We start from the raw sequence: 12,379 nt of genomic DNA on the forward strand, positions 1-12,379 counted from the left end.
ACTAGTGTGCAGCTGTGACAAATGGCGCATACCTCAGATATCCGCACCTCCACGGTGACCTGGTCACCTTCGTCGCCGACGACGACATCTGGCTCGCCCCCCTCAGCGGCGGACGCGCCTGGCGCTTCACCGCCGACCGCGTGCCCGTGAGCGAGCCGCGGTTCTCGCCCGACGGCACCCGCATCGCGTGGACCGGCGGCAGGGAAGGCGCGCCCGAGGTGTTCGCGGCCGAGGTCGACGGACCCGAGGGCGAGCGGCTGACCTTCTGGGGCAGCGCCAAGACCCGGGTGTGCGGCTGGAGCGACGACGGGCGGGTCCTCGCCGTCAGCTCGACCGGGGAGGGTTCACGCAGCCGGACCTGGGCCTACGCGGTGCCGCTCGACGCCGGGCCGGCCGAGCGGCTGCCGTACGGCTGGGTCAGCGAGGTCGCGGTCTCCGGCGACCGGGTCGCCACCGTCTCGCCCATCTGGCGCGAGCCGTCGCAGTGGAAGCGCTACCGGGGCGGCACGGCCGCCAAGATCTGGGTGGACGCGAACGGCGACGGCGAGTTCGCCCGGCTGTTCGCCGACAACCCCGCCCAGCACTGGGCCGTCAACTGGATCGGCGACCGGCTGGTCTTCCTCGCCGACACCGACGGCGTCGGCAACCTCTACTCCGCCCTGCCCGACGGCACCGACCTGCGCCGGCACACCGCGCACGAGGAGTTCTACGCCCGGCACGCCACGGGCGACGGCACGCGGATCGTCTACAGCCACGCCGGCGACCTGTGGCTGCTGGAGAGCCTGGACGCCGAGCCGCGCCCGCTCGACATCCGGCTCGGCGGGCCGCGTCCCGGCCGGGCCAGGCGGCCGGCGCCGCTGCGGGTCGGCTCGTACGCGCCGGACGCCACCGGCCGGGCCAGCGCCGTCGAGATCCGCGGCACCGCCCACTGGGTCGCCCACCGCGACGGCCCCGCCGGCACGCTGCGCGCCGAGCCCGGCGTCCGCGTACGGCTGCCGCGCGTGCTGAACGCCGACGGCCACGCCATCTGGGTGTCCGACGCCAGCGGCGAGGACGGGCTGGAGGTCGGCACGCCCGGCGGCGAGGTCCGCACGCTGGCGGCCGGGCAGCTCGGGCGGGTGCTGGAGCTGGAGGCGGCGCCCGACGGCAAGCACGCCGCCGTGGCCACCCACGACGGGCGGCTGCTGGTCGTGGACCTGGAGTCGGGCGCCCTGCGCGAGCTGGACCGCACCTCGTACGGCGACCTCAGCGGGCTGACGTTCTCGCCCGACTCCTCCTGGCTGGCCTGGGTCCATCCGCACCAGGAGCCGCTGTCGCAGATCAGGATGGGCCGGGTGGACGGCACCTCCGTGATCGAGGTGACGCCGGTGCGCTTCGCCGACTACGACCCGATGTTCACCCGGGACGGCAAGCATCTGGCCTTCCTGTCGATGCGCACCTTCGATCCCGTCTACGACGCGCACGTGTTCGACATGTCGTTCCCGCAGGCGTGCCGGCCGTACCTGGTGCCGCTGAAGGCGGACACGCCCTCGCCGTTCGACCCCTCGCTCCAGGGCCGCGGCTTCAACGGCGAGGATGACAAGCCCGGCAAGGATGACAAGTCCTCCAAGGACGACACGCCGCCCAGGACCGAGGTGGACCCCGAGGGCCTCGGCTCGCGCGTGGTGCCCGTACCGGTGCCCGCCGGCCGCTACGGCAACCTGCGCACTGCAAAGGACGCCCTGCTGTGGCTGCGCCACCCGCTCGCCGGGCAGCTCGGCGACGGCAGCGACGCGCCCCACGAGACCGTGCTGGAGCGCTACGACCTCAAGAAGCGCGCCAAGGGCGAGCTCGGCAAGGAGATCCGCTCGTTCGAGGTCAGCGGCGACGGCACCCGCCTGGTCATCCACGGCAAGAACGGCCTGCAGACCCGCGCCGCGAGCGAGGGCGACGAGGTCGTCACCATCGACCTCGACCGGATCACGGTGCAGCTCGACCCCGTCGCCGAGTGGCGGCAGGGCTACCGCGAGGCCGGCCGGCTCATGCGCGACCACTACTGGCGCGAGGACATGAACGGCGTCGACTGGCAGGCCGTGCTCGACCGCTACGCGCCGCTGGCCGAGCGCCTCGGCGCCCACACCGAGCTGATCGACCTGCTCTGGGAGGTCCAGGGCGAGCTCGGCACCTCCCACGCCTACGCCACCGCCCCCGCCGGCGGCTCCGACCCGCGCCGCCGCCAGGGCCTGCTCGGCGCCGACCTCGCCAAGGACGCCGACGGCGTGTGGCGGGTCCAGCGCATCCTCGCCGGCGAGTCCTCCGACCACGAGGCCCGCTCGCCGCTGCTCGCCCCCGGCGTCGCCGTCCGCCCCGGAGACGCCATCGTCGCCGTCGGCGGGCGTCCGGTCGATCCGGTACGCGGCCCGCTCGCCCTGCTCGCCGGCACCGCCAACCAGCCGGTGGAGCTGACCGTACGGCCGGGTTCCGGCGGCGAGACCCGCCGGGTCGTGGTGAGCCCCCTCGCCGACGAGACCGCGCTGCGTTACCACGACTGGGTGGAGAGCTGCCGGGCCCGCGTCCGGGAGCTCTCCGGCGGGCGGCTCGGCTACCTGCACGTGCCGGACATGGTGGCCTCCGGATGGGCGCAGTTCCACCGCGACCTGCGTACCGAGATGTCCCATGACGGGCTCGTCGTGGACCTGCGGGACAACGGCGGCGGGCACCTGTCCGAGCTGGTGCTGGAGAAGCTCAGCCGCAAGGTCACCGGCTGGGTGCGGGCCCGCGGGTTCGAGCCGAGCCGCTACCCGGTCGACTCGCCGCGCGGCCCGGTCGTGGCCGTCACCGACGAGTTCGCCGGCTCCGACGGCGACATCGTCAGCGCCGGGATCAAGATCCGCGGCCTCGGGCCGCTCGTCGGCACCCGTACGTGGGGCGGCGTGATCGGCATCGACGGTCGCTACCACCTCGTGGACGGCACCCGGGTCACCCAGCCGCGGTACTCGTTCTGGCTGGAAGGGCACGGCTGGGGGGTGGAGAACCACGGCGTCGATCCCGACGTCGAGGTGGTCACCACGCCGCAGGACCGGGTCGCCGGGCGGGACCCGCAGCTCGACCGGGCGGTCGAGCTGGCGCTCGCCGCCCTCGACGAGCACCCCGCCGCCACGCCGCCCGAGCTCCCGCCCCTGGCCTGACCGGCTCTCGTCTGGCCGGCCCGCCTCCTTTCGAGGCGGGCCGGTAGCCGGGGTCAGGCGAGGCGGGACAGCCGGTCCAGGATCTCGGCGAGGACGGGCTCGGAGGTGGCGAAGTTCAGCCGGACGTACTCCGCGCCGCCCGGCCCGAACGCGGCCCCGTCCGAGAGCATGACCTTGGCCTCGCGTTCGACGACCTCCGCCATCCCGGCCCGCCCCGTGTGCAGCCAGGCCAGGTACGTGGCCTCCGGCATCCGGTAGCCGAACGTCGCCGGCAGCCGTTCGGCGATGGCCCGCCGGTTGCGGTCCAGCAGCGCCCGGACCTCCTCCAGCCAGTCGTCCCCGTGCCGCCAGGCGGCGACCGTCGCCTCGACGCCGAACAGGCCCGGCGAGCCGAACAGGAAGGGCGGCTGCGCCTCCAGCGCCTTGCGTACGCCGTCATGGCCCAGGTGGGCGACCGAGCAGCGGATGCCGCCCAGGTTGAACGCCTTCGTGGCGGAGGTGAGCGTCACCGTACGATGCGGGGCGATCGTGGCGAACGGGATGTGCCGGTGCGGCGCGAAGGTCAGGTCGGCGTGGATCTCGTCGGCGATGACGAGCAGGTCGTGACGCTCGGCCAGTTCGGCCAGCTCCTCCAGCTCCGCGCGGGTGAGCACGCGGCCGGTCGGATTGTGCGGGTTGACCAGCAGGAGCACCCGGCAGCCGGTCAGGTCGGGGATGGCGAAGCGCCACGAGTCGCCGTCCGGCTCGGCCTGGATCGGGCGCACCGGCCGCTCCATGACCTCCATCGTCCCGAGGAACGGGTGGTAGGCGGGAGTGTGCAGGGCCACGCCGTCGCCCGGCCGGGTCCAGAGGTGCAGCAGCACCTGGAGTGCCTGGTTGACGTCGGAGAAGACGCGGACGTGGGAGATGTCGGGGGACCAGCCGTGGCGGGCGGCCATCCGCTCGCCGAACGCCTCCGCCAGGGGGCCCGCGTTCGGCTGGTCCAGCCAGGTCGGGTAGCCGAGGTCGCCGCCGGCGCGCCGGTGCAGGGCCTCGATGACCGCCGGGGCGGTGGGCAGGTCCATGTCGGCGATCCAGGCTGGAATGACTCCGGCCTCAGCTTTCGACCATTTGAAGCCATCGTTTCGTGCTTTGAGGTCTTCTATGCTGTATGCCCTATTCACCTAGGCATTCTAGGATTTGCATTGCCCTGAGGTGGTGTCGCGACCTGTGGCAGGCTGGGCGGCCATGACCCCCCACCCGAAGATCGAGGCGATCGTCGAGACGTACCTGTCGCTGGCCGACGCGGCGGCTCCCGGCCTGATCGAAGGGCTCTACCTGGAGGGCTCGGCGGCCCTCGACGACTACCACCCCGCCACGAGCGACGTGGACTTCGTGGCGGTGACCTCGGCCGCCCCGCCCGTGGACGTGCTCGCCCGCATCCACACGAGCCTCGGCGCCCACCCGTTCGAGGGCGTCTATCTCACCTGGGACGACCTCCGCGGCAACCCCTGCCGGCTGGACGCCCGGCCCGGGGCGCAGGCCGGCCGGTTCGAGCCGCGCCGCGGCGTCAACCCGGTCACCTGGCACACCCTCGCGCGGCACGGCGTCACTTGCCGTGGTCCCAAGCCCGGCGAGTTCGACATCTGGAGCGATCCAGACGTACTCGCGGCGTGGGCCGACGACAACCTCGACCGCTACTGGCGCCGCCTGGTGAGGCGGGCCGCCAGCCCGGTGCGCCCGTGGGGGCTCGCGGCGCTCGGCGGGTACGCCACCGTCTGGATCGTCACCGGCGTCTCCCGGCTGCACTACACGCTGGCCACCGGCGAGGTCACCTCGAAGACGGGCGCGGCCCGGCACGCGCTGGCGGCGTTCCCCGAGCGCTGGCAGCGCGTGGTGCGCGAGGCGCTGCGGCTGCGCGAGGAGGACGACGCGCGGCCGACGTTCGGCGGCCTGCTGTCGGGGCTCGGCGAGCACTTCGGCACTCCCCGGCGCTCGCTGTACGACTCGCCCTTCGATCGCCGCAGGGACGTGCTGGCCTTCGCCGGCCAGGCGATCGAGGCCGCACACGCGCTGTACGCGGCACGGTAGGACACGTCGCCCAGACCTTTCCAACAGGTCTTGGGAAAGCTATTATCCCAACATGTCTTGGGAAAGCGTGAAGCCTCGGTCGCGATGACGCGCCTCCTGCTGTTCTGCGCAGGCGGGTGTTTCCTGTCACTCGGCCTGCTCATCCCCGCCATCCCCGTCCACGTCACCGGCGTTCTCGGCCAGGGCCCCGCCGTGGTCGGCGCCTGCCTGGCGGTCACGGCGGTGTGCGCGGTCCTCGCCCGGCCCCTCGCGGGCCGGCTGGCGGACCGGCGCGGCCGCAGGTTCGCCGCGGCGGCCGGCGCCGCGCTGCTGGCGCTCACGTCCGGGGCCGTGCCCTGGACGGGCAGCGTGCCGTCGTTCCTGGCCTGCCGCGCCGTCGCGGGCGTCGGCGAGGCACTGATGTACGTCGGCCTGGCCGCCGCGGCCAGTGACCACGACCGTCCGGGCCCGGCGCTCAACGGCTTCTCCGTCGCGGTCAACGCGGGCCTGCTCGCCGGCGCGCCGATCGCCGCGGCGGTCGCCGCCCTGGCCGGCCCGCGCGCCGTGTGGGCGGCGTCCGCGGCCGTGGCCGCCATCGCCTTCGCCGCCTGCCTGTTCCTGACCGGCGCCCGGGACGGCCGCGACGGAGCCGCCGCCGGCGAGCACCGCCGCTCCGGCACGGGCGTCCACCGGGCAGGACTGGTGCCGGGGCTGGCGTACTGGGCGTCGGTGTGGGGATACACCGCCTTCAGCGCCTTCCTGCCGCTGCACCTGGCCGCGCTGGGCGGCGGCAGCGGCCCGCACTTCCTGGTCTACGGCTGCGTGCTGCTCGCCGTACGGGTGGGCGGCCATCGGGCGCTCGCCCGGATACCGGCGGGCAGGACGGCGACCGCCGCGCTGCTGCTGACCGCCGCGGGGCTGGTCATGTTCGTCGCGTGGCCCACCGTCGCGGGGGCGCTGTGGGCCACGGCCGTGCTGGCGGCCGGGCAGGCGCTCGGCCTCCCGGCGTTCCTGACGATGGCGGTGACCGGCGTGCCCGCCGGGCAGCGCGGCTCGGCGGTGGCCACCACCACAGCCTTCTTCGACCTGGGGTTCCTGAGCGCGGCCCTCGCGCTCGGCGCCGTCGCACAGTCCCACGGCCTGGCCCAGGGATTCGCCCTCGCCGCCTGCGTGGCGGGCCTGGCGCCGCTGCTCCTGTCCCTTCATCCCACCCGAGGAGAACGTCATGACCATCCCGTCCGCTGATCTGGCCGGCTACGCCGAGGTCGTCTTCGACGTCGCCGTGCCGGTCGCCGCCGGCGACCGCGTGCTGATCAACGCCGAGATCGAGCACGCCCCGCTGGCCCGCGCCCTGACCGAGGCGGCGTACGCCAGGGGCGCCCGCTATGTCGACATCTGGTACTTCGACCCCCACGCCAAACGCTCCCGCGTCCGGCACGCGGACGCCGCGACCCTGCACGAGGTGCCGTCCTGGCTGGACGCCCGCAACGAGGAACTGGCCCGCCACTGCGGGATCCTGGTCAACATCCGCGGCGCCGCCGCGCCGGACCTGCTCGCCGGGCAGGACCCGGTCAGGGCCGGCCGCGACCGCATGCCGCACCTGACGTCCAGGCAGCGGCTCCAGCTCGGCAACCTCGTCCGCTGGGTCATGGTCCCGTGCCCGACGGCGGAATGGGCTCAGGCGATCTTCGGCGAGCCCGACGAGGCCCGGCTGTGGCAGCACCTTCGCCCCATCCTGCGCCTGGACCGGCCCGACCCCCGCGCGGCCTGGCAGCAACGCCTCGCCGACCTGCTCGAACGCGCCGAGACCCTCACCGCGATGCGCCTGGACGCCGTCCGCTTCGAGGGACCGGGCACCGACCTGACCATCGGCCTGCTGCCCGGCGCGCTCTGGACCGCGGCACGGCTGGAATCGGTCCGCGGGCACGTGTTCCAGGCGAACTTCCCCACGGAAGAGGTGTTCACCACGCCCGACTACCGGCGGGTCGAGGGCACCGTGCGCTCGACCCGTCCGCTCTCGCTCGACGGCACCGTCGTACGGGACCTGGAGCTGACGTTCAACGCCGGCGTGGTGAGCCGGGTCCGCGCGAGCACCGGCGCGGACGTCGTCCGCACCCACCAGGCGACGGACGCCGGCGCCGCCCGGCTGGGCGAGCTGGCGCTCGTCGACGGCACCTCACCGGTCGGCCGATCGGGGATCACCTACCTTGAGACGCTCCTGGACGAGAACGCCACCTGCCACCTGGCGTGGGGCGCGGGGCTGCCTCCCGGCGTGCCGGAACGCCTGCGTACCGGGGACGCCGCCGCGCTCGACGCGGCCGGGGTCAACGTCTCCGGCGTCCACGTCGACTTCATGGTGGGCGGTCCCGAGGTCACCGTGACCGGCATCGGACAGGACGGCGGCGCGATCGAGCTGCTGCGCGACGACGAATGGCAGGTGTGAGCGGCGCCGCGCCCGAAGCGTGTCGTGGGCGTCGCTTTCAGGACCCGTCCGAGGGAGTCGGCCCACGGTCGTCGGCCGCGGTGCCGAGGAAGGGCTCCGGCGCCGCGGCCGGCTCTGGTGCCGCGGCCGGCTCTGGTGCCCTGACCGGCTGTGCCTTGACGGGCTGTTTCCCGACCGGCGCCTGACGTCCGGCGAGCAGGAAGAGCAGCCATGCCACGGCGCTGACGACGGCGCAGCAGACCAGCGCCGCGTGGTAGCCGAGTGCCTGGGAGATCCCGCCCGCGGCGATGCCGGACACCAGCGCCCCGGCCGCCGCGGTGTTGGCGAACAGCGTGGTGGCCCGGCCGGGAGCCTGCGGGAACAGGTCCTGCATGTGGCTGATGCCCAGCGCGCCCACGAAGGCGATGGCCACGCCTCGGGCGAGGTGAACGAGCACCAGCGCCACGGTCGAGGTGAAGATCGCGAGGAGCACGAGGTACACGGTCATGAGCGCCATGCCGAGCAGGATCGCCCGCCGCCTGCTCCACCGGCCGGGGAGCAGCAGGGCGAGCGCCGCGGGGATCTCGGCTGCCGCGCAGACGCTGAACATCCATCCGACCACGTCGGCCGAGCCGTGCAGCTCCCGGGTGACGTACAGCGGCAGCACCACCGCCCCCGAGAACATCGCGGTGTGGAACAGGGTGAAGGCGGCGATCGGCAGCGCGGCGGCGCGCGCGGGCACGGCCGGGCCCCTGTCCGTCCCGGCGGGTTCCCGTACGGCCGCGGGGCTGCCGCCGAGTCCGAGTACGGTCACGACCATCAGGCAGTACCCGGCGGCGGTGGCCGCGAGCACCGCGGTGTACCCGCCCCCGCCCAGCAGCGCGCCGCCCGCCAGGGGGCCGATCGCCCAGGCGAGCGACCACGCCGAGCGCAGCAGGGGAGTGCGGGCCCCGGATCCGGCCCCTGATCCGGATGCTGTCCCGTCCGCGTGGCTCCTGGCCAGAGCGAACAGCTGCGGGAACGCCGCACTGCCCGGGCCGATGAACAGCACGGCGATGAGGAGCAGCAGCGGATAGGGCGGGCCGGTCAGGAGCAGCAGGTATCCCGTCCCCGCCAGGGACGCGGCCAGCATGGCCGGCTGGCGTCCTGGCCGGCGGTCGTAGCGGCGGCCGAGCAGGATACTGACGGCCATGCCGCTCACCGACGTCATGGAGACGAAGACGCCGATCTGGAGTGCCGACAAGCGGAGCCGTTCCGCGCCGAACAGGACGATGTAAGGGCCGATCATGGCTTCGGTGACACCGAGCAGCAGAACGGCCATCAGGAGGGTGAGGAACCGACGCCGCGGCTTGGAGGCCGGAGTTGATCTCATCCGCGGCACGCTACCCAGCCGGCTCCGCTCGTGACCGCTCGCCTCGGTCCACCTGAACGGCTCGGCGCTGCCGTCCCCGGCTCAGGCGAGGTCAAGGAGCAGCCTGGCGACGACACTCGGCCGGGACAGGAAGGGGTGATGGCCCGTCGCCACCTCGACCACGTGGGTGGCCCGCCCGGCCTGGACGCGCTGCACCGCGGCGGGCGTGCCGTTGTCCTGCGCGCACACGACGTAGGTGGACGGGACGTGTTGCCAGGCGGCGGCCTGGACCGGCCCGGTGATGACGGCAGCGCTCTGCCGGACCAGGCGCGCGTGCGCCTGCTCCACGGCCTCACGGTCGCAGTCCTGCAGAAACGTCCGTGTGGCGGCCTCGGCGCCGCGGCCCCGGCCACGACACCGCCATAACTGTGGCCGACCACGATCGCCGGCTGCTCGTCCGCCGCCAGCCACGCGCGTACGGCCGCCACGTCGTCCTCCAGCGTCGGCCCCTCGCCGGTGGGGACGATCCCCGTCTCCCCGCAGCTCGGCAGCGGCGGAGCAGAGCTGAGGATGCCGTGGTTCCTCAGGTCGTCAGCGGCCCGATGCCACCACCACGCCCCGTCACGCACGCACGCCCCATGGACGAACACCACTCGCATCCCGGCCTCCTCACTCCTCCGGCGCGATCGATGGCCCCGCGAGGCGCTTGCGCAGCTCGTCGTACACGTCCGGTGGGAGCGGGCCCTTGCGGGCGGCTGCGACATTGGCCTGTACGTGCGCGACCCGGGTCGAGCCGACGAGCACCGCGTCCAGAGCCGGATGGCCGAGCAGGAAGCGGAGCAGCAGCTCCATCGGCGAGGCCCCGTCCGCCAGATCGTCCAGCCGGGCGGCGGTGAGCCGTTCGTGCAGGTCGGCGAGCGGCCGACGGATCGGTTCCGGGAGGACATCGGGCGGGGGCGTGAGCGGCCGGGCGATCGAGCCGCGGGCGATCGTTCCCGCACCGGCGGCCGCGGCGGCGGTGATGAGGTCGCCGTGGGACAGGGCCAGCGGGGAGTACGGCACGAGGTACACGTCGTACACGCCCATCGCGATGTGGTCCGGAAGGTGCGGCAGCTCGCCCGACATCCCCGTGAAGCGGATCGTGCCCTCGTCCCGGAGGGCGAGCATCTCGGCGATGGTGTCCTCGCTCCGCATGACGGCGACGCTGGGGCTCATGTGGACCATCAGGATGTCGAGGTGGTCGGTGCGCATGCGGCGCAGGCTCCGCTCGACGCCGGCGCGGATGTTCGTTCTGGTGTAGTCATGCGGTGGCTGTGCTCGTGGGTCGCCGCTCGCGGACATCGGGCAGCCGCACTTGCTGGACAGGACGAATTCCGCACGTCTGTGGGAGATCCAGCGACCGATGTGCTCCTCGGCGTCGCCGTAGTCTGGTGAGGTGTCGATGAGGTTCATCCCCGAGTCGAGGACGGCGTTCAGCAGCGTGCCGGCCTGATCGTCGGTGACCGGCGGGCCCCATGCCCGAGGTCCGCGGAGCTCCATCGCTCCGTAGCCGAGGCGGCCGACCTGGAGTCCGGTCCTGCCGAGGTCGGCGGTGGGCAGTGTCATGTCGTCACCCTGTCTTCGGTCGAGGCCCTCCGGAAGCGTTCGGCCGGCTGCTCAGAAGTCCATGTCCCCGGCGCCCGGCATGGCCGGGGCAGCGGGGGTCTTCTCGGGCTTCTCGGCGATGACAGCCTCGGTGGTGAGGAAGAGCGCCGCGATGGAGGCGGCGTTCTGCAGCGCGGAGCGCGTCACCTTGGCCGGGTCGATGATGCCCGACTCGAACATGTTGACGTACTCGCCGCTGGCGGCGTTGAGGCCCTCGCCCGGAGTGAGGTTACGGACCTTCTCCACCACGACGCCGCCCTCGAGACCGGCGTTGACCGCGATCTGCTTGAGCGGCTCCTCCAGAGCCTTCTTGACGATCGAGGCACCGGTGGCCTCGTCGCCGGACAGCTCCAGCTTGTCGAACGCCTTGGCGCCGGCCTGCAGCAGCGCCACGCCACCGCCGGGGACGATGCCCTCCTCGACGGCCGCCTTCGCGTTGCGCACGGCGTCCTCGATGCGGTGCTTGCGCTCCTTGAGCTCGACCTCGGTGGCCGCGCCGGCCTTGATGACGGCCACGCCGCCGGCCAGCTTGGCGAGACGCTCCTGGAGCTTCTCGCGGTCGTAGTCGGAGTCGGTGCGCTCGATCTCGGCGCGGATCTCGTTGACCCGGCCGGAGATCTGCTCGGCGTCACCGGCGCCGTCGACGATCGTGGTCTCGTCCTTGGTGACGACGACCTTGCGCGCCCGGCCCAGCAGGTCGAGGGTGGCGTTCTCGAGCTTGAGACCGACCTCCTCGGCGATGACCTGGCCACCGGTGAGGATGGCGATGTCGTTGAGCATGGCCTTGCGGCGGTCGCCGAAGCCCGGGGCCTTGACCGCGACCGACCGCAGGACGCCCTTGATCCTGTTGACGACCAGCGTCGGCAGGGCCTCGCCCTCGACGTCCTCAGCGATGATCAGCAGCGGCTTGCCGGACTGCACGACCTTGTCGAGCAGGGGCAGCAGGTCCTTGTTGGCGGAGACCTTGCTGTTGACGATCAGGATGTAGGGGTCCTCGAGGACGGCCTCCATGCGGTCGGAGTCGGTGACGAAGTACATCGACACCATGCCCTTGTCGAACCGCATGCCCTCGGTGAGCTCCAGCTCCAGGCCGAAGGTGTTGCTCTCCTCGACGGTGATGACGCCTTCCTTGCCGACCTTGTCCATCGCCTCGGCGATGAGCGAGCCGATCTCGGGGTCGGCGGCGGAGATGGAGGCGGTGGAGGCGATCTGCTCCTTGGTCTCCACGTCCTTGGCCAGCTTAGAGAGCTCCTCGCTGACGCGCTCGACGGCGGCCTCGATGCCCTTCTTCAGGGCCATCGGGTTGGCGCCGGCGGCGACGTTGCGCAGGCCCTCACGAACCAGCGCCTGGGCGAGCACGGTGGCGGTGGTGGTGCCGTCACCCGCGACGTCGTCCGTCTTCTTGGCGACTTCCTTGACCAGCTCGGCGCCGATCTTCTCCCAAGGGTCCTCGAGCTCGATCTCCTTGGCGATGGACACGCCGTCGTTGGTGATCGTGGGGGCGCCCCACTTCTTCTCCAGCACGACGTTGCGGCCCTTGGGGCCCAAGGTCACCTTGACGGCGTCAGCGAGCTGGTTCATACCGCGCTCGAGACCGCGCCGGGCGTCCTCGTCGAATGCGATCATCTTGGACGTCATTCCTGCTCCTGTGCTCTGCGATGGGGGAGGCCCGGGACGGCGCCCGCGACGGACGGTCCGTGGAGGGCGGCCGGCCTGCCCTCGGGACCTCGCCGTCCCGGCCTGCGT

Annotated in this window: 9 protein-coding genes; 4 read left to right on the forward strand and 5 right to left on the reverse strand. The window is 73.0% G+C overall.

Translation table 11 applies throughout. The features are described 5' to 3' along the window. The first annotated feature begins 14 nt into the window (after window positions 1-14). Window positions 15-3,167, forward strand: coding sequence for a S41 family peptidase (locus SMD20_RS42920; protein ID WP_329592246.1), 3,153 nt, complete (start codon window positions 15-17; stop codon window positions 3,165-3,167). Window positions 3,168-3,220: 53 nt separating this feature from the next. Here SMD20_RS42920 and SMD20_RS42925 read toward each other — a convergent pair whose 3' ends face one another. Next, window positions 3,221-4,231 (reverse strand): MalY/PatB family protein, encoded by a 1,011-nt coding sequence (locus tag SMD20_RS42925; RefSeq protein WP_329592249.1) that lies wholly within the window; start codon window positions 4,229-4,231, stop codon window positions 3,221-3,223. A gap of 163 nt (window positions 4,232-4,394) precedes the next feature. On the opposite strand from SMD20_RS42925, the gene SMD20_RS42930 reads away from it, so the two are divergent. The 3 genes from SMD20_RS42930 (at window position 4,395) to SMD20_RS42940 (ending at window position 7,659) form a co-directional block, all read left to right on the forward strand. Continuing rightward, window positions 4,395-5,237 carry an aminoglycoside adenylyltransferase domain-containing protein gene (locus tag SMD20_RS42930; RefSeq protein WP_329592251.1) on the forward strand — a complete coding sequence of 281 codons (843 nt, stop codon included), beginning with the start codon at window positions 4,395-4,397 and terminating at the stop codon, window positions 5,235-5,237. Between the two features lie 84 nt (window positions 5,238-5,321). Continuing rightward, on the forward strand, window positions 5,322-6,461 hold the full coding sequence (locus SMD20_RS42935) for an MFS transporter (RefSeq protein WP_329592253.1): 1,140 nt from the start codon (window positions 5,322-5,324) through the stop codon (window positions 6,459-6,461). Next, the gene (locus SMD20_RS42940; protein ID WP_329592255.1) at window positions 6,442-7,659 is read left to right on the forward strand and encodes an aminopeptidase; all 1,218 of its coding nucleotides are present in this window, start codon (window positions 6,442-6,444) and stop codon (window positions 7,657-7,659) included. Before SMD20_RS42935 ends, SMD20_RS42940 begins: the two co-directional genes overlap by 20 nt. A 37-nt stretch (window positions 7,660-7,696) precedes the next feature. On the opposite strand, the gene SMD20_RS42945 is transcribed toward SMD20_RS42940, so the two are convergent. From SMD20_RS42945 to groL, 4 genes are read right to left on the reverse strand one after another with little or no spacing between them, the layout of a single operon-like run. Further along, window positions 7,697-9,010, reverse strand: coding sequence for an MFS transporter (locus SMD20_RS42945; protein ID WP_329592257.1), 1,314 nt, complete (start codon window positions 9,008-9,010; stop codon window positions 7,697-7,699). Then, a complete protein-coding gene (locus SMD20_RS48535) occupies window positions 9,007-9,753 on the reverse strand; it encodes an alpha/beta fold hydrolase (RefSeq protein WP_442942576.1) in 747 nt (248 codons plus the stop codon). Before SMD20_RS48535 ends, SMD20_RS42945 begins: the two co-directional genes overlap by 4 nt. Next, a complete protein-coding gene (locus SMD20_RS42955; protein WP_329592259.1) occupies window positions 9,659-10,594 on the reverse strand; it encodes an aldo/keto reductase in 936 nt (311 codons plus the stop codon). The genes SMD20_RS48535 and SMD20_RS42955 overlap by 95 nt, the downstream gene beginning before the upstream one ends. Window positions 10,595-10,645: 51 nt before the next feature. Further along, on the reverse strand, window positions 10,646-12,271 hold the full coding sequence (gene groL / locus SMD20_RS42960) for a chaperonin GroEL (protein ID WP_329592261.1): 1,626 nt from the start codon (window positions 12,269-12,271) through the stop codon (window positions 10,646-10,648). Window positions 12,272-12,379 lie beyond the last annotated feature (108 nt).

The organism is Nonomuraea sp. LP-02, from assembly GCF_036289125.1.
GTDB lineage: Bacteria > Actinomycetota > Actinomycetes > Streptosporangiales > Streptosporangiaceae > Nonomuraea > Nonomuraea bangladeshensis.

Excerpts from the sequence above, each read along its gene's own strand:
- SMD20_RS42925 (WP_329592249.1), bottom strand. The coding sequence starts at position 4,231 with ATGGACCTGCCCACCGCCCCGGCGGTCATCGAGGCCCTGCACCGGCGC.
- SMD20_RS42930 (WP_329592251.1), top strand. The coding sequence starts at position 4,395 with ATGACCCCCCACCCGAAGATCGAGGCGATCGTCGAGACGTACCTGTCG.
- SMD20_RS42935 (WP_329592253.1), top strand. The coding sequence starts at position 5,322 with ATGACGCGCCTCCTGCTGTTCTGCGCAGGCGGGTGTTTCCTGTCACTC.
- SMD20_RS42940 (WP_329592255.1), top strand. The coding sequence starts at position 6,442 with ATGACCATCCCGTCCGCTGATCTGGCCGGCTACGCCGAGGTCGTCTTC.
- SMD20_RS42945 (WP_329592257.1), bottom strand. The coding sequence starts at position 9,010 with ATGAGATCAACTCCGGCCTCCAAGCCGCGGCGTCGGTTCCTCACCCTC.
- SMD20_RS48535 (WP_442942576.1), bottom strand. The coding sequence starts at position 9,753 with ATGTCGCAGCCGCCCGCAAGGGCCCGCTCCCACCGGACGTGTACGACG.
- SMD20_RS42955 (WP_329592259.1), bottom strand. The coding sequence starts at position 10,594 with ATGACACTGCCCACCGCCGACCTCGGCAGGACCGGACTCCAGGTCGGC.
- groL (WP_329592261.1), bottom strand. The coding sequence starts at position 12,271 with ATGACGTCCAAGATGATCGCATTCGACGAGGACGCCCGGCGCGGTCTC.